This window comes from Halomonas organivorans (assembly GCF_014192055.1).
In the GTDB taxonomy this organism is placed as follows: domain Bacteria; phylum Pseudomonadota; class Gammaproteobacteria; order Pseudomonadales; family Halomonadaceae; genus Halomonas; species Halomonas organivorans.
In genome coordinates this window covers 317,594-342,103 of record NZ_JACHXM010000001.1, presented here as the reverse complement: position 1 = coordinate 342,103, position 24,510 = coordinate 317,594, and the positions used below count along the sequence as shown (strand labels likewise).

The 24,510-nt window shown below is 68.4% G+C and carries 24 protein-coding genes; 20 read left to right on the top strand and 4 right to left on the bottom strand.

All coding sequences use genetic code 11. The features are described from left to right. Positions 1-330: 330 nt before the first annotated feature. From FHR96_RS01530 to FHR96_RS01520, 3 genes are all read left to right on the top strand, one after another. On the top strand, positions 331-1,443 hold the full coding sequence (locus FHR96_RS01530; RefSeq protein WP_183385871.1) for a glycosyltransferase family 9 protein: 1,113 nt from the start codon (positions 331-333) through the stop codon (positions 1,441-1,443). Positions 1,444-1,474: 31 nt separating this feature from the next. Beyond that, the gene (locus tag FHR96_RS01525) at positions 1,475-2,092 is read left to right on the top strand and encodes a LysE family translocator (protein WP_183385870.1); all 618 of its coding nucleotides are present in this window, start codon (positions 1,475-1,477) and stop codon (positions 2,090-2,092) included. A gap of 81 nt (positions 2,093-2,173) precedes the next feature. Continuing rightward, positions 2,174-3,373: an EAL domain-containing response regulator gene (locus tag FHR96_RS01520; RefSeq protein WP_183385869.1), complete on the top strand. Its 1,200-nt coding sequence runs from the start codon at positions 2,174-2,176 to the stop codon at positions 3,371-3,373. Positions 3,374-3,385: 12 nt separating this feature from the next. Here FHR96_RS01520 and FHR96_RS01515 read toward each other — a convergent pair whose 3' ends face one another. Both FHR96_RS01515 and kynA read right to left on the bottom strand, forming a co-directional pair. Next, positions 3,386-5,041 carry an acyl-CoA dehydrogenase family protein gene (locus FHR96_RS01515; RefSeq protein WP_183385868.1) on the bottom strand — a complete coding sequence of 552 codons (1,656 nt, stop codon included), beginning with the start codon at positions 5,039-5,041 and terminating at the stop codon, positions 3,386-3,388. Between the two features lie 74 nt (positions 5,042-5,115). Continuing rightward, positions 5,116-5,964, bottom strand: coding sequence for a tryptophan 2,3-dioxygenase (gene kynA, locus FHR96_RS01510; RefSeq protein ID WP_183385867.1), 849 nt, complete (start codon positions 5,962-5,964; stop codon positions 5,116-5,118). Positions 5,965-6,124: 160 nt separating this feature from the next. On the opposite strand from kynA, the gene FHR96_RS01505 reads away from it, so the two are divergent. Together FHR96_RS01505 and FHR96_RS01500 are read left to right on the top strand one after the other, a co-directional pair. Beyond that, complete coding sequence (locus tag FHR96_RS01505; RefSeq protein ID WP_183385866.1) at positions 6,125-6,673, top strand: NUDIX hydrolase; 549 nt, start codon at positions 6,125-6,127, stop codon at positions 6,671-6,673. An 82-nt stretch (positions 6,674-6,755) separates the two neighbouring features. Beyond that, positions 6,756-7,241: a glutathione peroxidase gene (locus tag FHR96_RS01500; RefSeq protein ID WP_183385865.1), complete on the top strand. Its 486-nt coding sequence runs from the start codon at positions 6,756-6,758 to the stop codon at positions 7,239-7,241. A 51-nt stretch (positions 7,242-7,292) separates the two neighbouring features. Here FHR96_RS01500 and FHR96_RS01495 read toward each other — a convergent pair whose 3' ends face one another. After that, entirely contained in the window at positions 7,293-7,685 is a 393-nt protein-coding gene (locus tag FHR96_RS01495) for a DUF7079 family protein (protein ID WP_183385864.1), read from the bottom strand. A 164-nt stretch (positions 7,686-7,849) separates the two neighbouring features. Between FHR96_RS01495 and fabV the strand changes: the two genes are divergently transcribed. The 5 genes from fabV (at position 7,850) to FHR96_RS01470 (ending at position 12,080) form a co-directional block, all read left to right on the top strand. Then, entirely contained in the window at positions 7,850-9,058 is a 1,209-nt protein-coding gene (gene fabV / locus FHR96_RS01490; RefSeq protein ID WP_183385863.1) for an enoyl-ACP reductase FabV, read from the top strand. A gap of 52 nt (positions 9,059-9,110) precedes the next feature. Next, positions 9,111-9,320, top strand: coding sequence for a hypothetical protein (locus FHR96_RS01485; RefSeq protein ID WP_183385862.1), 210 nt, complete (start codon positions 9,111-9,113; stop codon positions 9,318-9,320). Between the two features lie 142 nt (positions 9,321-9,462). Then, a complete protein-coding gene (locus FHR96_RS01480) occupies positions 9,463-10,440 on the top strand; it encodes a GlxA family transcriptional regulator (RefSeq protein WP_183385861.1) in 978 nt (325 codons plus the stop codon). A gap of 121 nt (positions 10,441-10,561) precedes the next feature. Further along, positions 10,562-11,119: an isochorismatase family protein gene (locus FHR96_RS01475; protein ID WP_183385860.1), complete on the top strand. Its 558-nt coding sequence runs from the start codon at positions 10,562-10,564 to the stop codon at positions 11,117-11,119. Next, complete coding sequence (locus FHR96_RS01470; protein ID WP_343066307.1) at positions 11,106-12,080, top strand: GlxA family transcriptional regulator; 975 nt, start codon at positions 11,106-11,108, stop codon at positions 12,078-12,080. Before FHR96_RS01475 ends, FHR96_RS01470 begins: the two co-directional genes overlap by 14 nt. A 66-nt stretch (positions 12,081-12,146) precedes the next feature. Here FHR96_RS01470 and FHR96_RS01465 read toward each other — a convergent pair whose 3' ends face one another. Then, positions 12,147-12,770 carry a class I SAM-dependent methyltransferase gene (locus FHR96_RS01465; RefSeq protein ID WP_183385858.1) on the bottom strand — a complete coding sequence of 208 codons (624 nt, stop codon included), beginning with the start codon at positions 12,768-12,770 and terminating at the stop codon, positions 12,147-12,149. Between the two features lie 182 nt (positions 12,771-12,952). On the opposite strand from FHR96_RS01465, the gene FHR96_RS01460 reads away from it, so the two are divergent. The 10 genes from FHR96_RS01460 (at position 12,953) to malF (ending at position 24,504) form a co-directional block, all read left to right on the top strand. After that, positions 12,953-14,167 (top strand): aspartate aminotransferase family protein, encoded by a 1,215-nt coding sequence (locus FHR96_RS01460; RefSeq protein ID WP_183385857.1) that lies wholly within the window; start codon positions 12,953-12,955, stop codon positions 14,165-14,167. Positions 14,168-14,217: 50 nt separating this feature from the next. Next, entirely contained in the window at positions 14,218-15,288 is a 1,071-nt protein-coding gene (locus FHR96_RS01455) for an arginine N-succinyltransferase (protein ID WP_183385856.1), read from the top strand. Beyond that, a complete protein-coding gene (gene astA / locus FHR96_RS01450) occupies positions 15,288-16,334 on the top strand; it encodes an arginine N-succinyltransferase (protein WP_183385855.1) in 1,047 nt (348 codons plus the stop codon). Before FHR96_RS01455 ends, astA begins: the two co-directional genes overlap by 1 nt. Then, complete coding sequence (gene astD, locus FHR96_RS01445) at positions 16,334-17,803, top strand: succinylglutamate-semialdehyde dehydrogenase (protein ID WP_183385854.1); 1,470 nt, start codon at positions 16,334-16,336, stop codon at positions 17,801-17,803. The genes astA and astD overlap by 1 nt, the downstream gene beginning before the upstream one ends. Continuing rightward, positions 17,800-17,949 carry a hypothetical protein gene (locus FHR96_RS01440; protein ID WP_183385853.1) on the top strand — a complete coding sequence of 50 codons (150 nt, stop codon included), beginning with the start codon at positions 17,800-17,802 and terminating at the stop codon, positions 17,947-17,949. Before astD ends, FHR96_RS01440 begins: the two co-directional genes overlap by 4 nt. Next, a complete protein-coding gene (gene astB, locus FHR96_RS01435; RefSeq protein ID WP_183385852.1) occupies positions 17,946-19,301 on the top strand; it encodes an N-succinylarginine dihydrolase in 1,356 nt (451 codons plus the stop codon). Before FHR96_RS01440 ends, astB begins: the two co-directional genes overlap by 4 nt. 112 nt (positions 19,302-19,413) lie before the next feature. Further along, complete coding sequence (locus FHR96_RS01430) at positions 19,414-20,334, top strand: DUF808 domain-containing protein (RefSeq protein ID WP_343066306.1); 921 nt, start codon at positions 19,414-19,416, stop codon at positions 20,332-20,334. Between the two features lies 1 nt (position 20,335). Beyond that, entirely contained in the window at positions 20,336-21,472 is a 1,137-nt protein-coding gene (zapE, locus tag FHR96_RS01425; RefSeq protein WP_183385850.1) for a cell division protein ZapE, read from the top strand. Between the two features lie 193 nt (positions 21,473-21,665). Next, positions 21,666-22,862, top strand: coding sequence for a maltose/maltodextrin ABC transporter substrate-binding protein MalE (gene malE / locus FHR96_RS01420; RefSeq protein WP_183385849.1), 1,197 nt, complete (start codon positions 21,666-21,668; stop codon positions 22,860-22,862). 70 nt (positions 22,863-22,932) lie between these two features. Then, positions 22,933-24,504 carry a maltose ABC transporter permease MalF gene (malF, locus tag FHR96_RS01415; protein ID WP_183385848.1) on the top strand — a complete coding sequence of 524 codons (1,572 nt, stop codon included), beginning with the start codon at positions 22,933-22,935 and terminating at the stop codon, positions 24,502-24,504. Positions 24,505-24,510: the final 6 nt, after the last annotated feature.

Below are 24,510 nucleotides of genomic sequence, written 5' to 3'. Positions count from 1 at the left end.
CCTGCAGGTTCGTGAGCGGGAGCAGGGAGTGGAGGCGTATTGCGACCCTATCATGGGCAATGCAATGAGGGACGTCTCCCCACCGGCGCGATGCGTCTCGCGGGTGGCCCTGTTGCAAGACACCGCGATATCGTATGGTGAGTTTTTCTCATGCCCGAGTGCGCACTGGCTTCGTCAGGCCGGCAGGCGTACCGTTGCCAGGCTTCCGGCCCCGTCGTGCCAGCGCCATGAGCGTTGCCCCGGCCTGCCTGGCAAGTCGGTAGTGCTGAGAGACGCACCACGAGGCCACTCGATGTCCCTCTCGTGAATACCTGGTTTGCCACGTCATCTATGGCCGTTCCCCCCACATTTTCCCAGCAGCTTCTGCGCCACCCGATTCGTACCCTGTCTCGGCGCTATCACCAGTTCCGGTACGATTATTCGTCGGGCGTGGACGTTCCCGAGACGCTCCACGCTGCGGTGCTCTACGTGCCCAAGAAAATTGGCGATGGCATGGCGGTGTTCCCCGTCATCAGGGCCTTGCAGGCACGTGGCGTACCGCGCATCGTGATCGTGGCCTCGGCCTACAACGAAGTCGTGTTCCGGAGGATCGACGACGAGAGGGTCGAGGTGGTGACGATCGACCAGCACCGGGATATCGGGGCGACCCGCGCCGTGGCTCGCGACCTGAAGGCCCGCCACGGTCGCATCGACCTGTGCATCGAGGGCACCATCCGCTACAGCTCCGCGGCGTGCTGTTTCGTCGGTACCCTGCAGGCGCGCTGCAATCTGCGGCTGGGGGGCTCGCCCCTGCGCTGCTACTCGCCGCTCGGCGAGGCTGCCAGGTCGCTGCATGATCGAGGCGGCGCTCGCCCGCACTGCTGGGCCGCGCTGATGCGCGAGGCCGGTATTGCCGAGGTGCCCGGGGCCTACGAGTTCCCGATCGCCGCCGAGGATGAACAGAGGGTACGTCGGAGCGTGGCGCCCTTGGGGCCCTACGTGGCGTTGAACCTGGAGGGCGGCCATCCGGCACGCCAGCTTTCTCTCGACCAGGGGCGCCGACTCTGCGAACTTCTTCATCACGAGCATGGGCTGCCGGTGGTGATGGTCTTCGGCCCCGATGGCGAGGGCAAGGCGCAACGGCTGGCGACGGACTTGCCCTGGGTGCACCTCCTGGCGCTGGATGTCAGCCTGCCGCATAGCGTCGCCATCGTGAAGCATGCCGCCCTGGTGGTGACGCCCGATACGGCGGTGCTGCACATGGCCAGTGCCTGGAACCGGCCGACCCTGGGGCTCTTCGCCAGACCCCAGCGTCGCTGGCGGCCACTGGCCGAACATGGCGCGATGATCGAGACCGGCAGTCATCTCGCCGATCTCGACATGGACGAGGTGGCCCGGGCACTGGCCGCCTTGCCACTCGGCGATGACGCACGGAGCGAGCACGCCGATAGGGTTCGCCCTTGAGCCCTGACCTAGATGATCCAAGGAGACCGTGATGCCGTTTTCACTGTGGATGTCCCTGGCAGCCGTCTGTGCCATGGGGGCCATGTCGCCGGGACCGAGCCTGGCGCTGGTGCTGCGTCATACCCTGGGCGGAGGTCGCCTGCCGGGTATCATGGCGGCACTGTCCCATGCGCTGGGGGTGGGGCTCTATGCGTTGCTTACCGTCTGGGGGCTGGGCGCGCTGATCGAGCGTTATCCAGCGCTGTTCCAGGGGCTCACCTGGGGCGGGGCGGCCTACCTGGCCTGGCTCGGCATCAAGGCCCTGCGAGCCGGCCGCGCCGGTGCCCTGCAGGCCGATGCCATGACCACGACCGGTGGTCAGGCAGCCCGCGATGGCATGCTGGTTGCGCTCGGCAACCCCAAGCTGATCCTGTTCTTCGTTGCGTTGCTCAGCCAGTTCGTGACGCCCGACATGAGCCTGGCCGCTCGGGCGATCATCGTGCTGACGGCGATGATCATCGACGGGGGCTGGTACGTGCTGGTGGCCGTCAGTCTCTCGCATTCGCGAGTGCTCCCGTGGCTGCAGGCCCGGGCCCACTGGATCAATCGCGCCACCGGCGTGCTGCTGCTGGCCCTGGCGTTGCGGGTGGTAGCGGGCCCCCTGCACTGAGGCTGGCGTTGATCGCGATCAGTGGATTGTCGTGCCCCGCTTGATACCCTTGTGAGTTTGCTTCCACCGGAAATGTCGTCAATGAACGCGTCTTCTGCCCCGACGCTGGCAATGGTGCTCGAAGACGATGCCGATGCGGCTGCCACGCTGGCGGTTCAGCTCCAGGTGCTGGGAGTGGAGACCCACCATTCCCGCCATGTGCATCATCTGGTCGACGAGGTCATGGTTCGCCGCCCCCGTCTGGTCGCCATCGGGCTGGCCTTCGGCGACCACGATCACATCGTGGCGCTGCGACATCTGGCCGAGTGTCGCTATTCCGGCAAGGTACTGCTGCTCAGTGGCGTCGAACGCAAGGTGGCACGCATTGCCGAACGCCTGGGCGAGTCGCTCGGCCTGGACATGCTGGTGTCGCTGGACAAGCCGATGCGCCTCGCCGAGCTGCGCGAGCGGCTGGCCTGCCTGGAGCCGACCTGTCGAGAGGTGCCGGCGCGCCTGGGGCCCCGATTCCGGCAGCAGGATCTGGAACGGGCTTTCGCCAGTCATGAGCTGATCCTCCACTATCAGCCCCAGTTCGATCTGGCCACGCGCCGCCTCTCCGGCGTCGAAGCCCTGGTGCGCTGGCGTCATCCCGAGGCCGGGCTGCTGGCCCCGGGGGAGTTCCTGCCGTTGCTCAGCGCCGTCCAGGGGCGGCAGTTGACGCGCCGCGTGCTGCAGATGGCCATGTCGGATGCCGCCGGCTGGCGCCGTGCGGGGGTACACCTGTCGCTATCGCTCAACGTGACGCCCGACGATCTGCTGTGTCCAGAGCTGGTAAACCTGGTGCGGGCAAGGTGGCATGCCTCTGGTGGTACGCCTCTGGTGCTGGAAATCATCGAGTCGTCGTCCATGGAGGATGAGCTGCTCGGCAGCGAGGTGGCGACACGCTTGCACCTTTCGGGCCTCGAGGTCTCCGTGGATGACTTCGGCGTGGGATATTCGTCACTTTCACGGCTGCAGCGGCTGCCGATCAGCGAGCTGAAGATCGATCGCAGCTTCGTCAGCCGTGTGCATGAGGACGTCCAGGATGCCGCTATCGTCGAGGCCGTGGCGCTGCTCGGGCGACGCCTGGGGATCCGGGTGGTGGCCGAGGGCGTCGAGGATCTCGCCTGTCTGGGGCTGCTGGAGCGTTTCGGTTGTACCCATGTGCAGGGCTTCGGCCTGGCACGCCCCATGGCCGCCAGCGAGATTCCGGCTCTGGCCCGGCGTGCTTCGCCGCTGGAACGCGCGGTAATGGCCGGCTAGGCGGCCTCTCGATCACGCCGGGAGTAGCCGGTCCAGCAGGTCGTCCAGAGGGGTATCGATGGGCAGCACCCCATAGGCGGGGCTCGCAGCGTCTCCGAACCGGCTGCGACAGAAGGTCTGGGCCACCGACTGCGGGGCGTGGCGCAGCAGTAGCGCGGCCTGCAGGCACTGGGCAAGGCGCTGGGTCAGCCAGCGCGCGCGGGGTTCGAGCGCCTCCGGCGCCTCGCCCAGCAGGCCTTCCAGCTCGGCCAGAGCGCGGTCGAGCTCGGTGGATTCGCCCTGCACCGTGGCGAACTCCGCGCGCAGCGCCGCCAGTGCCTCAGGGTGTCGCCCGAGCACCCGCAACACGTCCAGGCAGATGACGTTGCCCGAGCCCTCCCAGATCGAGTTGACCGGCGCCTCGCGGTAGAGCCGTGCCAGGGGCGTCTCCTCCACGTAGCCGATGCCGCCCAGGCATTCCATGGCCTCGGCCAGGAAGCCGGGCGCGCGCTTGTTGTGCCAGTACTTGGCCAGCGCCGGCAGCAGGCGGGCCAGGGCGCGTTCGTGCTCGTCGTCCCGGGCGGCACCGTCGAAGGCTCGAGCGGTGCGCATGACCAGTGCCACCCCGGCCTCGACTTCCAGGGCCAGGTCGGCGATCAGCATCCGCATCAGCGGCTGTTCGGACAGCCGCCGGCCAAAGGCCTGGCGTTCCCGCACGAAGCGCCATGCCTCGGCCAGCCCCTGGCGCATCATCGCCACGGGAGCGGTGGCGGCGTCCAGCCGGGTCTGCTGGACCATCGTCAGGATGGTCGTCACGCCGTGGCCCGGTTCGCCCAGCGGTTGGGCCCAGGCGCCCCGGTACTCGATCTCCGCCGAGGCGTTGGCACGGTTGCCGCACTTGTCCTTGAGGCGCTGCAGCTCGATGGGATTGCGCGAGCCGTCTGGGGCGAAGCGTGGCACCAGGAAACAGCCGAGGCCATCGTCGGTCTGTGCCAGGGTCAGGAAGGCGTCGGACATGGGGGCGCTGCAGAACCACTTGTGGCCGGTCAGCCGCCAGCCGTCGGCGGTGAGATCGGCGCGGGTGGTGTTGGCGCGCACGTCGCTGCCGCCCTGCTTCTCGGTCATGGCCATGCCGAAGGTCAAGGCGCTCTTGCGCTCGGCGGGCAGGGCGCGAGGGTCGTAGTCCCAGGCCAGCAGCCCCGGCGACCATGCGCCGAGTGCCTCGGGCGAGGACCGCAGTGCCGGCATCGCGGCATGGGTCATGGTCACCGGGCAGCAGAAGCCCGGCTCGGCCTGGGTCAGCAGATAGAGGGCGGCCACGTGCGCTTGATGGCCGCCGCGGCCCTCCTCCTGCCAGGCCACGGCCTGCCAGCCGTGGTCCAGGGCCAGGTGCATCAGTTCGTGATAGGCGGGGTGGTAGACGACCTCGTCAAGGCGCCGGCCGTAGCGGTCGAACAGGCGCAGCTCGGGTGGGTGGCGATTGGCCGCCTCGCCCAGCGCCTGGACTCGCTGACTGCCCACCTCGCGGCCCAGCGGTGCCAGGCGACGGGCGACCCAGTCCGGTGCCTCGCGGCCCAGCGCCTCGCGTAGCGGCAGATCATCGCTCAGTGCGTCGCGGTCCTTGGGGGAAGGCGGCTGGTTGGTCACCGTGTGGGTGGCTAGCCGGTCGCGGGGAGCATGGTCCTGCATGATCGATCTCCGGCAGGCGGACTCACCTGAGCATGGTGCCTGCCGGCGAGGTGGTCAAAGCCGCTCTTCGCGACCTACAGCGAGGTGCGCACCGACCACAGCTCAGGAAAGAATTGCAGGTCCAGCGCCTTGACCAGGTAGTTCACCCCCGCCGTGCCGCCGGTGCCGCGGCGATAGCCGATGATGCGCTCCACCGTCTTCATGTGGCTGAAGCGCCATTTCTGGAAGTTGTACTCCAGGTCGACCAGCTTTTCGGCCAGCTCGTAGAGGTCCCAGTGGGTCGTGGTGTCGCGGTAGATCGCCGCCCAGGCGGCTTCCACCTCGGGCGAGGCGACATAGGGCGCTGACCAGTCGCGCTCCAGGTGGCTCGTGGGGATCTCGAAGCCACGCGCGGCGAGGCGCTGCAGCACGATGTCGTAGAGGCTCGGCGCCTGAAGCACCGCCTTCAGGTGATCATAGTGTTCGGGGCGGGCGCGGTGGGCCTCGATCATGCGCGCGTTCTTGTTGCCGAGCAGGAATTCCAGTTCACGATACTGGTAGGACTGGAAGCCCGAGCTCTGGCCCAGTTCATCGCGAAAGCTCGAGTAGTCCGCCGGGGTCATGGTCACCAGCACCTCCCAGGCCTTGATCAACTGCTCCTGGATGCGGGCGACGCGCGTCAGCATCTTGAAGGCCGGGCGCAGGTGGTCTCGATGAATATGCTCGGCGGCGCCGTGGGCCTCGTGCAGGCACAGCTTCATCCACAGCTCGGAAGCCTGGTGAATCACGATGAAAAGCATCTCATCGTGCTGGTCGGAGCGCGGGTGCTGGCAGTCGAGCAGCGTCTCGAGACCCAGGTACTGGCCATAGCTCAGGTCCTGGTCCCAGTGGATGGCTTCGTTATCGAGGTCGACGCTCGAGCGCGGTGGGCGAGGATCGGTCATGGCGGGCTCCCGGGTGAGTGAACGGTGTCGAAACTGTTTCGACTCTACTCGGCGACAGCGTGGATAGGGATGGTCCGCCATGGACGCTGCGGCGGGCCGATCGGGCGTGACCCCTTGGGCACGACTGGGTAGGCTGAGAGCATTTCCCCGGAGAGCCGTGATGACCGACGACGCCCTGGCCCCCGAGCCGCTGCCCGCTCCCCGCATCGCCGACGAGAGCATTCAACTGGTGGATGCCCGCAATCGGCCTTGCGGCAGTGCCCCCCGAGCCACCATGCGCCGCTACCGCTATTGGCATCGCGCCACCTACATCGTGGTACGCAATGCCGCCGGTGACATCTGCGTGCAGCGCCGCACCCTGACCAAGGAGGTGTTCCCGGGCGGCCTCGACCTGGCCGCCGGCGGCGTGGTCGGGGCCGGTGAGGCGGTGCATCTGGCCGCGCGGCGTGAGCTGGCCGAAGAGCTGGGGATCGTGGGCGTTCCGCTGCATCATGTGCTGGAGTTCGTGCATGCTGCCGGCGGCCATCACATCTTCGGCAGCGCCTACCTTGTCGACTACGACGGCCCGCTGAGGCTGCAGGCCGAGGAGGTCGCCGAAGCCTCCTGGCATTCGCCCGCCGAGGCGCTGGCCCTCGATGGCGTTACCCCGGACACTCGACAGGCGGTGGAAGCGCTGTGGCGGGCCGGCCGGCTCGGGGAGGCGCCTTGAGCCGGCCGGCGGGTGCCGGGCCGGGACTGGCACAGCGCGGCGCGGCGTGGCATCGTGACGGAATAGACAGTGAGCCCACGCCATGAGCATTCATGATCATGACTGCCACACTTCTCGTGGCGAGCCCTTCAACCTGCGCGCCCTGCGCGGGCAGGTGCTGTTGATCGTCAACGTGGCCAGCAAGTGCGGCTTCACGCCCCAGCTGCGCGATCTCGAACGACTCTATCGGCGCTATCGCGACCGTGGCTTCACCGTGTTGGCTTTTCCCTGTAACCAGTTCGCCCGTCAGTCCCCGGAATCGGCCCAGGAGTTCTGCCGCTTCGGCGAGCGGGAATACGGCGTGACCTTCCCGCTGATGGAAAAGGTCAAGGTCAACGGCCACGACACCCATCCGCTGTTCGTCGAGCTCAAGCGCGCGGCGCCCGGAGTGCTGGGGACGGGGATGATCAAGTGGAACTTCACCAAGTTCCTGGTGGGCCGCGACGGCCGGGTGATTCGCCGCTTCTCGCCCCGAGACGGCGAGACGGCGCTGGTCGAGGCCCTGGAGCGGGCGCTGGACGAGAACTGAAACGCGCCAGCGTGGTGCTTCCATGCCATGTCGTTGGCCGCGCGCGAGGTATCAGGAGGGCACGTCCTCGCCGCGGGCGATCATCAGCCGTTCCATCAGTTCGTTCCAGCGCTGGCGTGCCATCATGGTGGTCAACCCCGAGAACAGCGCCCAGGTCTTGCGCCGCCAGCCGGTCAGGCGCAGGTTATGGGCCACCAGCTGGCGCATCAGCTTGCGATCGTCGAAGCGGCGCCACTCGCCGGCCACCGACATCTGGTGGCGGGACAGCACCGGGGCCAATTCCAGACGGAACACCCATTCCAGCTCATGCTTGCTCAGCGCATGGCGCTCGATCACCTTGACCATGCGTGCATAGTCGGTCTCCCGCGGTTCCCGCTCCAGCCACAGCGGGGCCAGCGCCAGCCAGAGGTCGCCGCGCGTGTCGACGAGGGTCTGTGCGTCCATGGGATCTCCTGCAGGATGATGATGCCCGCATCCTGCCCCAGCCGGCGACGTCGCTCAAGGGCGGACAGCGCCCGGCGAGGCCGCTAGAATGTCGCCACGTACGAATTCCATTTCATCGGGGCGGCGATTGATGGCGCCCCGCTGCGAACGCCAAGAGGTCTCACGTGATCATCAAGCCCAAGGTCCGCGGTTTCATCTGCACCACCACCCATCCCGTCGGCTGCGAGAAGAACGTGCTCGAGCAGATCGAGGCGACCCGCGCCCGGGGCCTGGACAACAGTGCCGGGCCGAAGAAGGTCCTGGTGATCGGGGCCTCCAGCGGCTACGGCCTCTCGGCGCGGATCACCGCTGCCTTCGGCTACGGCGCCGATACCCTCGGCGTGTTCTTCGAGAAGCCGGGCACCGAGAAGAAGCCGGGCACTGCCGGCTGGTACAACGCCGCCGCCTTCGACAAGTTCGCCAAGGCCGAGGGCCTGTACAGCAAGTCCATCAACGGTGACGCCTTCTCCCATGAGGCGCGCGACAAGGCCATCGAGCTGATCAAGCAAGACATGGGGCAGGTCGACCTGGTGGTCTACTCGCTGGCCTCGCCGGTGCGCAAGCTGCCGGACAGCGGCGAGCTGAAGCGCTCGGCCCTCAAGCCGATCGGCGAGACCTACCGTGCCACCGCCATCGACACCAACAAGGACGCCATCATCGAGGCCGAGGTGGAACCGGCCACCCAGCAGGAGATCGACGACACCACCGCGGTGATGGGCGGCGAGGACTGGGAGCTGTGGATCGACGCCCTGGACAAGGCCGGCGTGCTGGCCGAGGGCGCCAAGTCCGTGGCCTTCAGCTATATCGGCACCGAGATCACCTGGCCGATCTACTGGCACGGTGCCCTGGGCAAGGCCAAGGAAGACCTCGATCGTGCCGCCGGCGAGATCAATGCTCGCCTCGAGCCAAAAGGTGGCGGCGCCAACGTGGCGGTGCTCAAGTCCGTGGTGACCCAGGCCAGCGCCGCGATTCCGGTGATGCCGCTCTACATCGCCATGGTCTACAAGGTGATGAAGGAGCAGGGCCTGCATGAGGGCACCATCGACCAGCTCAACCGCCTGTTCGGCGAGCGGCTCTATCTCGGCGCAGGGCAGGGCAGCGCCGATACCGACGAGGCAGGCCGCCTGCGCCTCGACGACTGGGAGCTGCGCGACGATGTCCAGCAGGCCTGCAAGGACCTGTGGCCGCGGGTGACCACCGAGAATCTGTTCGAGATCACCGACTATGCTGGGTACAAGCACGAGTTCCTGAAGCTGTTCGGCTTCGAGCGCGATGACGTCGACTACGACGCCGACGTGAATCCGATGGTGGAATTCGATGTCGTAGAGCCGTAGGGCCCGGAGCGCCGGCGCCCTGCCTCCCGATCCTCGAGCCCAGGAGGTGCGCATGGATACCAGGGAAAGCAAGACGCCGGACGAAGAGCTGGAACACCTCCACGAGGTCAGCCAGCCCGAGGACTATGATCACCCCGAGCCGGACGAGGACCAGCCCGAGGCCCGCGAGCCGGATCACGGCATGGCCTGGTTGCTGCCCGCCATGATCGTGGTGGTGGCGGTGGTGGTGATCGGCATGCTGGTAGTCGGCCTCAGCGGCTGACGACCCGCTCCCCACATTGCAGGGGCGGGGAGGGCTCATCCCAGGCGCCGGGCACCCCGCCCGGCGTCGCCGTATTCGGGCGGCTGTTATGGCCGGCGGCTTCGGCCTAGAATAGGCCTTCACCGCCCGCGAGAGAGTTCCCATGCCTGACGCCTCACCCCCTGCATCGGCCGTGCCGCTGTCCCGGCATGTCGGCGTGGTGGTGCTGCCGGGCTTCTCGCTGCTGGCCCAGGCCTGCGCCACCGAACCGCTGGTAGTGGCCAATCGCCTGGCGGGGCGCAGCCTCTATCGGCTTTCCACCTTCGCCATCGACGAACGCCCGGTGCCCAGCGCCGCCGGACAGGCGCTGCTGCCCCAGGCGCTGGCCGGCGAGCCAGACCAGGCCCTGGACATGCTGCTGGTCTGCGCGCCCGGGCCGCTGTCGGGCAGCGTGCCCGAGGCGCTGCTCGAGTGGCTGCGGCGGCTGGCCGCCGCCCGGGTGGTGCTGGGCGGCATCGGCGGCGGCACCGAGCTGCTGGCCCGGGCCGGGGTGCTCGAGGGCTACCGGGCGACCCTGCCCTGGACGCGCTTCGAGGCCTTCGCACGCGACTATCCCCGGGTGCGGCTCTCCCAGCAGCTGTTCGAGATCGACCGCGACCGCCTGACCTGCGGCGGCGGCACCGCCGCCATGGACATGATGATGACGCTGATCGGCAGCCAGCACGGCGCCGAGCTGGCCGAGCGCATCTCCGAACACTTCGTGCTCGAGCGCATCCGCATGGGCGACGAGCCCCAGCAGGTGCCGCTGCGCACCCGGCTGGGCAATGCCCCGCAGAGCCTGATCGATGCTGTGGCGCTGATGGAGTCCAACATCGAGGAGCCGCTGACCACCCATGAACTGGCCGAGCACCTGGGGATATCGCGACGCCAGCTGGAGCGGTTGTTCAAGAAGTACCTTCAGGCGGTGCCCAGCCGCTACTATCTCAACCTGCGCCTGCAGCAGGCCCGCAAGCAGCTGCGCGAGAGCGACCGGCCGGCCGGCGAGATCGCCCTGCAGACAGGCTTTTCCTCGGCGGCGCACTTTTCCACCGCCTATCGCAATCACTTCGGCATCACGCCTCGCGAGGAGCGCCTGGGCTGAGATCCCTGTGGCGACTCATTGGCGATGGCCGAAATGGTCCGCATGTTGACCGGCCGGGGCACTCGCCGTGGGCGTCACGGCGATATGGTGGGCACTTCACTTCCCATGAGAGACTTGTCCCATGACCACCGCCCTGTTGCTGATCGATGTCCAGGCTTCCTTCCCCGCCCGCGATTACTGGGATGAGGCCCTGGCCGGCCCCTGGCGCGAGCGCCAGCGCGAGCTGCTGGATCTGGCCCGTGAGGCCGGCCTGCCGTTGGTGCGCATTCTCCATGAGGAGCCGGACAGCGGCACGCCCTTCGATCCCGAGTGTGGCCTGATCCGTCCGCTCGAAGGCTTCGACGATCCTGCTGCGGCGACCTTCCACAAGCGTGTCCATAATGCCTTCACCGACACCGGGCTCGAGGCCTGGCTGCGCGAGCGCGGGATCCGCCGGTTAGTGGTCAGCGGCATCCGCACCGAGCAGTGCTGCGAGACCACCACGCGGGTCGCGTCGGACCTGGGCTTCGCGGTGGATTTCGTCGGCGAGGCGACCCTGACCTTCCCCATGACGCGCCACGGCCGCACCTGGAGCGCCGAGGAGATCCGTGCGCGCACCGAGCTGGTGCTGGAGGGACGCTTCGCGCGGATCGTCGATGTGGCGACCCTGCGGAAGGAGTGGCGCGGTGTCGCTGCCTGAGCAGAGCGAACTGCGGGTCGGGGTGCTGATGCTCCCCGGCCAGGTGCCGCTGGACCTGGTCGGGCCGTTGCAGGTGCTGCACGCCGCCCAGAAACTGGCGGGCGGGCTGGCGATCCGCTACTTCGGTCCTCGCGAGTCGATGGAGTGGCTGGGGCCGCTTACGCTCGGCGGCATCGAACCGTTGCCGGAGACGCTCGAGCCGCAGGACCTGCTGGTCGTGCCCGGCCAATATCGCTGCGGCATCGATCCCGCCCTGCAGCCGGCCTGCGTCGATTGGCTACGCCGCCATGCCGGCCAGGCCGATACCCTGATGGGCATCTGCTCAGGCTCGCTGCTGCTGGCCGAGGCCGGGCTGCTGAATGGGCGGCGCTGCACCACCCACCACACTCTGCTGGCGCGGCTGCGCGAACTGGCGCCCGATGCCCGGGTGCAGGGCGATTGCATTTTCATCGAGGACGGGCCCTGCCTGACCAGCGCCGGCATCTCCACCGGCATCGATACCATGCTGCACTGGCTGACCCGGCGCCTGGGGCATCGCCTGGCGCTGGCGGTGGCCCGGGAGATGGTGCTCTACCTGCGACGCAGCGGGCACGAGCCCCAGCTGGCCGGCTGGCTTGCGGGACGCAACCATGTCGACGAGCGCATCCACCGCCTGCAGGACGCGCTCTGCGCGCGGCTCCGGGAGCGCTGGACCCTGGCCGGCATGGCCGATGCCGCGGCGATGAGCGAGCGTCACCTGCGTCGCCGCTTCGTCGCCGTGGCGGGGATGTCGCCCGGGGACTACCTGACGCGGCTGCGCCTGCAGCTGGCGCGCCAGTTGATGGAGGAGACGCCCTGGAGCCTGGCGCGCATCGCCGGGGAGGTCGGACTGGGCGACGACCGCCAGCTCAGGCGCGCCTGGAAACGCCTCGAGGCGGAGTCGCCCAGGGAATGGCGCCGGCGCCATGCGACGTCGGCGTGATGCTGGCGATAGGGTCAGGCCGCGTTTGAAGAGCCGGCAAGTTCCGTCACCCTTCAGGCTCACGATTCAGATATTGCCTTTGCGCGCCAGCAGGGCGCGAAACAGGCTGCCCATCATCACCGGCCGGTCGGCCTCGATCACGAAGCCGGCGTCTGCCAGCAGCGGCCGGGCCTGGCGGGTGATATCGGTGGCGATCGCCGAGGTGATCAGGTTCAGCGCCCGCCGCCCGAGGCTGGCCGGACGCTCGTCGGACTGGAACTTGTCCATCACGCACAGCTGGCCTCCCTCGGCCAGCACCCGGCGGGCCTCGGCCAGGCCGCGGGCCGGGTCGGGCATCACCGCCAGGATCAGGTGCATCACCACCACGTCGAAGTGGCCGTCGGGGAAGTCAAGCGCCTCGGCGTCCATCACCTCGACCGCTACGTCCCGCTCCAGCGTCTCGGCCCGGCGTTCGAGGCGTCGTGTCATGGCGGGAGACAGGTCGGTGGCGTGCAGTTCGATGTCCCGGGGCAGCCAGGGCAGGTCGAGGCCAGTGCCGGCGCCCACCAGCAGCACCCGCATCCCTGGGCGCCAGTGCACCTGGCCCAGTGCTTCGCGCCGCGCGCGGCGAAAGGCGCGCTCGGCCACGGCGTCGTAGATCGGCGCATAGACGTCATAGCGCAGGCGGTTCCAGGCGGTGGTGTTGAACATGCGAGGTTCTCCCGTCAGGCCATCACCTTAGCCGATCCGGCACGCTGGCGCGTCGAGACGCCCCTGCCTTTTTCACAAATCGCCGTCCCATTGCTGAAAGCCCCCCTGGAAGGCGCTCCCTATACTCGAATGATCCGATTCATCCTGAACGAGCCGGCTGGCTCGAGACAACGGAGAATGACATGACCCAGACCCCGACCCGCAGCGATTTCGACCAGTACATGGTGCCCAACTACGCGCCGCAGAAGGCCATCCCGGTGCGCGGCGAGGGCAGCCGCCTGTGGGACCAGGAAGGTAAGGAGTACATCGATTTCGCCGGCGGCATCGCGGTGAACTCCCTGGGCCACTGCCATCCGGTGCTGGTCGATGCCCTCAAGGCGCAGGCCGACAAGCTGTGGCATCTCTCCAACGTCTACACCAACGAGCCGGCGCTCAAGCTGGCACGCTCGCTGGTCGAACGCACCTTCGCCGACAAGGTCTACCTGTGCTCCTCCGGCGGCGAGGCCAACGAGGCCGCGCTCAAGCTGGCGCGTCGCTGGGCCCACGACAACCACGGCGAGCACAAGCATCGCATCGTGTCCTTCTACCAGTCGTTCCACGGTCGCACCTTCTTCACCGTCAGCGTCGGCGGACAGCCCAAGTACTCCCAGGGCTTCGGCCCGGTGCCGGGCGGCATCGTCCACGGCGAGTTCAACGACCTGGACAGCGTGCGCGACCTGATCGACGGCGACACCTGCGCGGTGATGGTCGAGCCGATGCAGGGCGAGGGCGGCATCCTGCCCGCCACGCCGGAATTCCTGCAGGGCCTTCGCCAGCTGTGCGACGAGCACGACGCGCTGCTGATCTTCGATGAGGTGCAGACTGGCGTGGGCCGCACCGGTTCGCTGTTCGCCTACATGGAATACGGCGTGACCCCGGACATCCTGACCAGCGCCAAGTCGCTGGGCGGCGGCTTCCCGGTGGGCGCCATGCTGACCACCGACCGCATCGCCCCGGCCATGGCCATCGGCACCCACGGCTCCACCTACGGCGGCAACGCCCTGGCCTCCGCCGTGGCCCTGGCCGCCGTGGAGCACATCGACACCCCCGAGGTGCTGGGCGGCGTCAAGCAGCGCCACGACCTGTTCCGCGAGCACCTCGAGGCGATCAACCGCGAGCACGGGGTGTTCAAGGAGATCCGCGGCATGGGGCTGCTGATCGGCGCGGAAATGAGCGACGACTACCACAACCGCGCCAAGGACATTCTGCCGCTGGCCATCGAGGAGGGCCTGATGGCGCTGGTCGCCGGGCCCAACGTGCTGCGCATGGCGCCCTCGCTGGTGATTCCCGAGGCCGACATCGCCGAGGGCATGGCGCGCCTGGAACGGGCCATCGCCCGGCTGGTGGCCGCCCAGTGAGCCGCGGCCACACCATGCGAGATCCGGAACCATCCGCGGGAGGCCAAGCCATGCTGGTCGTACGTCCCACCCGGCCGGCGGACCTGCCGGCCCTGGAGCGGCTGGCGGGCAATGCCACGCCGCGCCTGACCAACCTGCCGGCCCACCGGGACCGCCTGGAGGAGCGCATCACGCGCTCCCAGCGAGCCTTCGAGGCCGAGGTGGAGTTCCCCGGCGACGAGCACTACACCTTCGTGCTCGAGGACCAGGAGCGCGGCGAGGTGGTGGGCACCGCCACCGTGCGCGCCCAGGCCGGCGCCCGTGAGGCCTACTACACCTACCGGCAGGAGACGCTGATCCACGCCTCGCAGCAGCTAGATGTGCGACGTGAGGTGCAGACCCTGTCGCTGTCCCACGAGGTCTCAGAGGCGAGCCTGCTGTGCGCCTACTCGCTGGACTCGCGCTATCGTGGCACCAGCGCAGAGAGCCTGCTGCGTCGCGCGCGGCTGATGTTCATCGCCCAGTACCCGGAGCGCTTCGCCGAGATCCTGGCCATGGCCTTCCCCGGATTCCTGGACGACGACCAGCAGTCGCCGTTCTGGAACAGCGTCGGTCGCCACTTCTTCGTGCGCGACTACCAGGAGATCAACTACGTGGCCGGGGTGCGCTCGAAAAGCTTCATCGCCGAGGTGATGCCCCAGTTCCCGCTCTACCTGGCGCTGCTCACGCCCCAGGCGCGGGCCGCCATTGGCCGCGAGCACCCGGACCACGAAACGGCGATGGACGAGATGCTGGCCGAGGGCTTCCTGCGCTCGCGCCATGTCGACATCTTCGACGCCGGCCCGGTGATCAAGGCCGAGCGCGACCGCCTCTCGAGCTTCCGGCGCGCCGCCTGGCACCCGGTGCGCATTCGCCCGGCCCACTCGCTGCCGGACGCCGAGCCGGCGATGGTCGCCAACCAGCGGCTGCGCGACTTCCGCTGCGTGGTGGCGCGCTACGCGCTGTCGCCCACCGGCCAGCTGATGCTGTCGCCGGAGCATGCCGAGCAGCTCGGCGTGGAGGAGGGCCGCGCCGTGCTGGCCGCGCCGCTCGGCCTGCCGGGCGACGCGCACGACCCGGGCTACGACGAGGGAGAGCTGTGATGCGCATCCGACCCATTGCCCCGTCCGACCTGGACGAGCTGCAGGCCCTGGCCCGCGAGACCGGGGTGGGCTTCACCTCGCTGCCCGACAACCGCGACTTCCTGGCCGCCAAGATCGACACTGCGGTCAGCGCCTTCGGCCAGCAGACGCCGGCGGACCAGCGCCTCTACTTCTTCGTGCTCGAGGACGAGGCCACCGGCAAGCTGGCCGGCTGCTGCGCCATCGAGGGCCAGGTGGGCCGCGAGGTGCCCTTCTACCACTATCGGGTGGGCACCCTGGCCCATTCCTCGGTGCAGCTCGACCTGCACCGCACCATCGACACCCTGTTCTTGAGCTCGGACCACACCGGCGACGCCGAGGTGGCCTCGCTGTTCCTGCGCCCCGAGTACCGCGGCGCCGACCGTCGGCACGAGCGCAACGGCGCGCTGCTGTCGATGATGCGCTGGCTGTTCATGGCCGAGTTCCGCGACAGCTTCCCCGAGAAGGTGCTGGCGGAGATGCGCGGCGTGTTCGACGCCGAGGGCCGAAGCCCCTTCTGGGAGTGCCTGGGTAGCAACTTCTTCCCCATGGACTTCAATGAAGCGGACAGACTGACTGGCTTAGGCCAGAAGAGCTTTATCGGCGAGCTGATGCCGAAGTTCCCGATCTATACCCCCTTCCTCTCCGAGGAGGCCCGGGCCTGCATCGGCCAGGTCCACGAGCACACTCGCCCGGCACTGGCGATGCTCAAGAAGGAGGGCCTGCGCTGGGAAGGGTTCATCGACATCTTCGACGGTGGTCCCACCGTGGAAGCCTATATCGACGACGTGCGCGGCGTGCGCCTGTCCCGCAGCTGCCGGGTGGAGGTCAAGGCCGGCGAGCTTGCCCAGGCCGAGCGGCCGCGCTGGCTGGCCGCCACCACCTCCATGGCCGGGTTCCGCGCGGCTTGGCTGGGCCGTGGCCCCGATGACGACGGCGTGGTGACCCTGAGCGAGGCCGAGGCGGCACGCCTCGAGGTCGGCTCCGGCGACACCCTGCGCATTCTGGATAGCGACGAGGAGGCGTGATGAAGGCGACGCAACGACTGCTGATCGGCAGCCAATGGCAGGACGGCGAGGCCGAAGGCTTCGCCAAGCAGGATCCGGTCTCCGGCGAGGCGCTGTGGCATGGCTACGCCGCCTCCGAGGCCCAGGTGGGCGCCGCCGTCGACGCCGCCCGCGCCGCCTTCCCGGGCTGGGCGCGGCAGCCCTTCGAGGCCCGCCAGGCCATGGTCGAACGCTTCCGCGAAGTGCTGGAGAGCCACCGCGAGGATCTGGCCACGGCGATCGCCGCCGAGACCGGCAAGCCGCTGTGGGAGGCGCGCACCGAGGTGGGCGCGATGATCGGCAAGGTGGCAATCTCGATCCGCGCCTACCAGGAGCGTACCGGCGAGCGCGAGCGCGACCTGGGCGATGCGCGGGCGGTGCTGCGCCACCGGCCCCACGGCGTGATGGCGGTGTTCGGGCCCTACAACTTCCCCGGCCACCTGCCCAACGGTCACATGGTGCCGGCGCTGCTGGCCGGCAATACCGTGGTCTTCAAGCCCAGCGAGCAGACCCCGCTGACCGCCGACCTGACCCTGCAGTGCTGGCGCGAGGCCGGCCTGCCGGAGGGCGTGATCAACCTGGTGCAAGGCGGAGCCCCGGTGGGGCAGGCGCTGTCCGCCCATCCCGGCATCGACGGCCTGCTGTTCACCGGCAGCGCCAAGGTCGGCGGCCTGCTGCAGCGTCAGTTCGCCGGCCAGCTCGACAAGATCCTGGCGCTGGAGCTCGGCGGCAACAACCCGCTGGTGATCAAGGACGTGCCCGACCAGGACGCCGCCGTGCTGACCATTCTGCAGTCGGCCTTCCTGTCCGGCGGCCAGCGCTGCACCTGTGCGCGCCGGCTGATCGTGCCGGAAGGCCAGGTGGGCGACCACCTGCTGGACGCCCTGTCCGACGCCATCTCGCGGCTTCGCGTGGCCGGCCAGTTCAGCGAGGACGCGCCGTTCTACGGCGGCCTGGTGAGCGTGGCGGCCGCCGACGGCCTGCTGGCCGCCCAGGACGACCTGGAGGCCCGTGGTGGTACGGTGCTGTCGCGCATGCATCGCCTGGAGGAGGGCACCAGCCTGCTGTCGCCGGCGCTGATCGACGTCACCGGCCTGGAGATCCCCGACGAGGAGCACTTCGGCCCGCTGCTCAAGGTCCATCGCTACCGTGACTGGGACGAGGCGATGGCGCTTGCCAACGACACCCGCTACGGTCTCTCCGCCGGGCTGATCGGCGGCGAGCGTGAGGACTGGGACGACTTCCTGTTGCGCATCCGCGCCGGCATCGTCAACTGGAATCGCCAGACCACCGGCGCCTCCGGCGATGCGCCCTTCGGTGGGGTGGGCGACAGCGGCAACCATCGCCCCAGTGCCTACTATGCAGCGGACTACTGCGCCTATCCGGTGGCCTCGATGGAGAGCGAAGCATTGAGCCTGCCCGACAAGCTGCCGCCGGGGGTGACGCTGTGATTCAGATACTGATGCCCATCGCTCCGCAGGCGCCCCGAGCGCGCTCTTACAAGACCGCAGCGGATTACTGTGCCTATCCGGTGGCCTCGATGGAGAGCGAGGCGCTGAGCCTGCCCGACAAGCTGCCGCCGGGGGTGACGCTGTGAGCCAGACACCGAATCCGACCGTACGCGAGGTCAACTTCGACGGCCTGGTGGGCCCGACCCACAACTACTCGGGGCTGGCCCACGGCAACGTGGCCTCGATGAGCCATGAGGGGCTGGTGGCCAATCCCCGCGAGGCCGCCTTGCAGGGCCTCGAGAAGATGAAGTCGCTGATGGACGCCGGCTACGCCCAGGGCGTGCTGCCGCCCCAGCAGCGGCCGGACCTGGGCGCCCTACGCGCGCTGGGCTTCACCGGCAGCGATGCCCGGGTGCTGGCCCGGGCCGCCGAGGAGGCGCCCCAGGTGCTGCGCGCGGTGTGCTCGGCCTCCAGCATGTGGACCGCCAATGCCGGCACGGTGACGCCGAGCGTCGATGCTCCGGACCGCCGGGTGCACTTCACGCCGGCCAACCTGCAGTCGAGCTTTCATCGCTACCTGGAGCCGGCCACCACTGGCCGAGTGCTGGCATCGATGTTCCGCGACGAGCGCTTCTTCGTCCATCACCCGGTGCTGCCGTCGACCCCGGCCTTCTCCGACGAGGGCGCGGCCAATCATACCCGGCTGGCCGGCGACCACGGCGAGCCCGGCGTGCACCTCTACGTCTACGGTCGCCAGGCATTCGGCGGAGACGGCGTCGAGCCCAAGCGCTTCCCGGCCCGCCAGACCCTGGAGGCCAGTCAGGCGGTGGCTCGCCAGCACGGCCTGGAGGCGTCGCAGACGGTGTTCGCCCAGCAGCATCCCGAGGCCATCGACGCCGGCGTCTTCCATAACGACGTCATCGCCGTGGGCAACGGGCCGGTGCTGCTCTACCACGAATATGCCTTCCGCGACGAGCAGGGCACCCTCGACGCGCTGCGCGCGAAGATGGCGTCGCCGCTGATCCCGGTGCGGGTGCCGGTGGAGGCGGTGAGCCTGGACGATGCCGTGGCCTCGTACCTGTTCAACTCCCAGCTGCTCAGCAACCCGGACGGCACCATGACCCTGGTGGTGCCCGGCGAGTGCCAGGAGCGCGAGGCGGTGTGGCGCTGCCTGCAGGATCACCTGCTGGCGGGCAACAACCCCATCGCCGAGGTGGTGGTCAAGGACGTCAAGCAGTCGATGCGCAACGGCGGCGGCCCCGCCTGCCTGCGGCTGCGGGTGGCGCTCTCCGAGGAGGAGCGGGCCGCGGTATCGGGCCGTGTGCTGCTCGACGACGCCTTGCACGGTGAACTCACCGCCTGGGTCGAGCGTCACTACCGCGATCGCCTGGCGCCGGCCGACCTGGCCGACCCGGCGCTCGCCCACGAGACGCTCACCGCCCTGGACGAGCTGACCCGCCTGCTCAAGCTGGGCAGCGTCTACCCCTTCCAGCGATGATGTCCCTCGCCCCCTGATGCTCTCTCGTTGCCCCGCTCTCAGCGGGGCTTTTTTTGTCCTCGCGGGCGGTTATGCTGGGAACGACTCGCCCATCCATGCCAAGGAGGCCAACGTGGCCGGAAGCAGCCTGCTGACCCTGATCGACGACATCGCCACGCTGCTCGATGACGTCTCGTTGATGACCAAGGTGGCGGCCAAGAAGACCGCCGGGATGCTGAGCGATGACCTGGCGCTCAATGCCCAGCAGGTCACCGGCGTGCATGCCGACCGTGAGCTGCCGGTGGTGTGGGCGGTGGCCAAGGGCTCGCTGCGCAACAAGGCGATCCTGATTCCCGCGGCCTTGCTGATCAGTGCCTTCGTGCCGGTGCTGGTGACGGTGCTGCTGATGCTGGGCGGCGCCTATCTCTGCTATGAGGGCGCCGAGAAGCTGGCCCACAAGTTTCTGCATGGCGAGGAAGACGAGGCCGAGCATGCGCGCCGCGTCGAGGCGCTGGCCGGAGAGGGCGTCGACATGCGCGCGTTCGAGCGCAAGCGTATCAAGGGCGCCATCCGCACCGATTTCATCCTCTCCGCGGAAATCATCGTCATCACCCTGGGCACGGTGACCGGCGTTGCCCTTGGCCAACAGGTGCTGGTGCTGATCGGCATCGGGCTCTTGATGACCGTGGGCGTCTACGGCCTGGTGGCCGGCATCGTCAAGCTGGACGACCTGGGGCTCTACCTGAGCCGTCGCGACGGTGTCCTTGCCGGTCTGGGGCGCAGCCTGGTCACCGCCGCGCCCAGGCTGATGAAGCTGCTGTCGGTGGTCGGCACCGCGGCCATGTTCCTGGTCGGCGGCGGTATCCTCTCCCACGGCGTACCCGTGCTGCATCATCTGACCCGGGACGTGGCCGAGGCGGACCTGGCCGTACCGGGCCTCGAGGCTGTCGTCCACGGCCTGGGGCCGATGCTGCTCAATCTGGTGATCGGGCTGGTGGTCGGCGCGCTGGTGCTGGGCGCTGTGACGCTGGTCCAGAAGCTGCGTCGGGGCTGAGATGGCATCGACGGTCCAGCCTTCTCCAGTCGGCCCCGAAGCGGCCTATCGTGAGGCCCTCGAGCGGCACGGCTTCGTCGAGGATCCCGCCCAATGGCGGGCCGTCGCGGCGCTGGGGGCGACCCACCGGGCCCTGGCGCGCGGAGAGCCGGCGCCGGACGGCGTCTACCTGTGGGGCTCGGTCGGGCGGGGCAAGACCTGGCTGATGGATCGCTTCCATGCTGGGCTGACGGTGCCGGCCCGGCGACTGCACTTCCATCACTTCATGCGCTGGGTGCATCGGCGGCAGTTCCAGCTCTCCGGGACGCCCGATCCGCTGTGTCACCTGGCGGCGGAGCTCGCCGACGAGGTTCGGGTGCTGTGTCTCGACGAGCTGTTCGTCAACGATATCGCCGATGCCATGCTGCTGGGGCGTCTGTTCGAGGCGCTGTTCGAACGGGGACTGGTGCTGGTGGCGACCTCCAACCAGGCGCCGGAGCAGCTCTATGCGGACGGCTTCAACCGTGAGCGCTTCCTGCCGGCGATCGACGCGATCAATCGCCACATGGGCGTGGTGCACCTAGACGGCGACGAGGACCATCGCCGTCATCCCGGGGCGGGACAGCGCCGCTACTGGGTGCGCGAGCCAGGCCAGCCGACGCCCCTGGCGGCGGTCTTCGATACGCTGAGCGCCGGCCAGGGCCGGGTGCCTGGCCCCGTCGAGATCGGCCACCGGTCCATTCCGGTGGAGGCGAGAAGCGAGACGGTGCTGTGGTGTCGCTTCGCGTCCCTGTGCGAGGCACCGCTGTCGGCGCTGGATTTCATCGACCTGTGCGATCGTTTCCGCCATGTGCTCATCGGGGAGGTGCCGCGGCTCGATGGCGGGCCTGCCCTGGGTGGCATCGCCCGAGGCACGGAAGACGCCAGCCGTCGCGTGGCGACCGGCGATCGCGAGCTGCCGGCGTTGACCCGCCAGGACGATGGCGTGCGGCGCTTCATCGCCCTGGTCGACGAGTGCTATGACCGGGGCGTGCCGCTCTACCTCGAGGCGGAGGTCCCGCTCGAGGGGCTCTACCGGGTCGGGCACCTGTCCTTTCCCTTCCGCCGCACCCTGAGCCGGCTCGGCGAGATGCAGCTGGCGCGCTTCGGGGGCGCTTGAACACTGCGCCCGACGCGTGCCAGCTGCTCCCCTGCTTTTTTCCTACTCCCTGACCTTACGCCGCCTCCTCCCCCTGCGGGGAGGAGGCGGGGCGGAAGGTGATTGGCGACCCTTGTCGCAGAGAGAGACCGCCGCCTGCCGGAGCGGGCTTTCTCGCTGACAGACGACGGTTCACAACAACAAGGGGCTCGACATGACACGACGCCACGCCTTCCTCACTCCACTGCTGGTCGCCACGCTCGGTGCCGGGGCCGCGTTGCCGGCGATGGCCTTCGAGGATGACTCACTGACCATCTGGATGGGGGACAACAAGGGGCCCGAGGGCATCCGCGAGGTGGCCGATCGCTTCACCGCCGACACCGGGATCGCCATCGACATCGTCCACCCCGATAACCTCACCGACCGCTTCCAGCAGGCCGCCGGTAGCGGCCAGGGGCCGGACATCGTCATCTGGGCTCACGATCGCATGGGCGAGTGGGCCCAGAGTGGGCTGCTCAAGCGCGTCGCACCGGGTGATGCCTACCGTGAGCGTTACTTCGATTTCACCTGGGACGCCGTGGTCTGGAACGGCGAGACCTACGGCTATCCCATCTCGGTGGAGTCGCTGGGCCTGATCTATAACAAGGCCCTGGTGAAGACGCCGCCCGAGAGTTTCGCCGAGCTGGCAGAGCTCGATGCCGAACTCGAGCAAGAGGGCAAGAAGGCGATTCTCTTCGACTATGGCGAGCCGTATTACGGCTGGACGCTGCTGGCGGCCAACGGCGGTTACCCCTTTCGGCGCACCGAAGGCGGCTACGACGTCGACGATATCGGCGTCAACAACGCCGGTGCGCTGGCGGGGGCCGAGCATCTTCAGGAACTCATCGAGAGCGGGGTGCTGCCCGAGGGCACTGACTACAGCATGATGGATACCCGCTTCAACCGCGGCGAGGTGGCCGCCATGATCAGCGGTCCCTGGGCCTGGGGCAATCTGGACAAGAGCGGCATCGACTACGGCGTGACCCTGCTGCCCAGGGTCGGCGACGAGCGCGCCAAGCCGATGTTCGGGGTGATGACGGCGATGATCAACTCGGCCTCGCCCAACGACTTCCTGGCCACCGAGTTCCTCGAGAGTTACCTGCTCAGCGAGCAAGGACTGCGGACCTTCAATAGCGACGGCTCGCTGGGGGCCGTGGCCCACAAGGCCTACCAGAAGGATCTGGCCTCCGATCCGCGTATCGCCGCGACCCTGGAGAATGCCGAGCTCGGCGTGCCGATGCCCAATATCCCTGAGATGGGGGCCTTCTGGTCGGCCATGGAGCCGGCGCTGCAGAACATCGGTAGCGGGCGTCAGGCGCCGCAGGCGGCCCTCGATGCTGCCGCCGAGCGCATCCACAACGCCATCCAGTAACCACAAGCCGTGTCCGGCATCACCGATCGTGTCCCCGCGGCCCGATCGGTGGCCCGGGGAAGGATTCGCCATGTATACCGCCAATGCGTCGCGCGGATTGCCGCGCCATCGTTCCCGCTATCCCGCCGAGCGTTACACTCGCTGGGCCCTGCGCGCCCTGACCGCGTCGCTGGTGCTCGCCACCCTGTGGCTGGTGGTGGCCTTCCACCTGCGCGGCCAGTGGATGTTCGCGCTGCTGTTCCTGGTACTGGGAGCCTCGCTGGCGATCGTCTTCGGCAAGCGCCAGTTGATGAGCCATCGCTACATCTTCCCGGCACTGGCCGGGATGGGCGTGTTCGTGATCTTCCCGCTGCTCTATACCATCGGCATCAGCTTCAGCAACTACAGTTCGAGCAACCTGCTCAGCGAGGAGCGGGTCCGCGCTCAGTTCCTCGATCGAACCTACCAGGCCGAGGGCCTGGCCTTCGACTTCCGGCTGTACCAGGATGGCGGCCAGACGCGGCTCTACCTCGAGACTCCGGGAGCCGGGCTGGAAGGGACACGGCGCCTGGCCTCGATGCCGCTGGCCGAGGCTGGCGACGGGAAGCCGTTGGCGGTGCGTCCGGTTGAGGCGGCACCGGCCGGCGAGGCGCTGGGCCTGCGCGAAGTGATCGCCCGGCGTGATGTCCTCGAGGGGCTGACCCTGGTGACGCCTGACGGCACCGAGCTGCGTATGGCCGGCCTGCGTCGCTTCGCACCGATGCTGCCGCGCTTCGAGTCGAATCCGGATGGCAGCCTCACCGACCGGCGCGACGGCACCACCCTGACGCCCGACCGCGAGACAGGTTTCTTCGTCACAGAAGATGGCGAGCGCCTGACCCCCGGCTGGCCGGTGGCGGTGGGCCTCGACAACTACGCCAAGATCTTCACCGACCCCGACATCCGCGGGCCCTTCCTGCAGATATTCGTCTGGACCTTCGTCTTCGCCGGGCTGACGGTGGCGTTCACCCTGGCGGTGGGCTTCGTGCTGGCGTCGCTGCTGCAATGGGAGCAACTGCGCGGCAAGGCCATCTACCGCACCCTGTTGATCCTGCCCTATGCGGTGCCGGCCTTCATCTCGATCCTGATCTTCAAGGGGATGTTCAACCAGCACTACGGTGAGATCAATCTGATCCTCGAGAATGTCTTCGGCATCAGCCCCGACTGGTTCACCGACCCGGCGCTGGCGCGCACCATGCTGCTGGTGGTCAACACCTGGCTGGGCTATCCGTACATGCTGCTGCTGTGCATGGGGCTGATCCAATCGATCCCCCGCGATCTCTTCGAAGCCTCGGCGGTGGACGGCGGCGGGCCGCTGACCAACATGTTCAGGATCACGCTGCCGCTGATCCTCAAGCCGCTGACGCCGCTGCTGATCGCCGCTTTCGCCTTCAACTTCAATAACTTCGTGCTGATCGCCCTGCTCACCGGCGGCAAGCCGGACATCCTCGGCGCCAGCACGCCGGCGGGCACGACCGACCTGCTGGTCAGCTACACCTACCGCATCGCCTTCCAGGATGCCGGCCAGAACTTCGGCCTGGCGGCGGCCATCGCCACCCTGATCTTCCTGATGGTGGTGGGGCTGTCATTGCTCAACCTGCGGCTTTCCAAGGTCAAGGTCTAAAGGTCC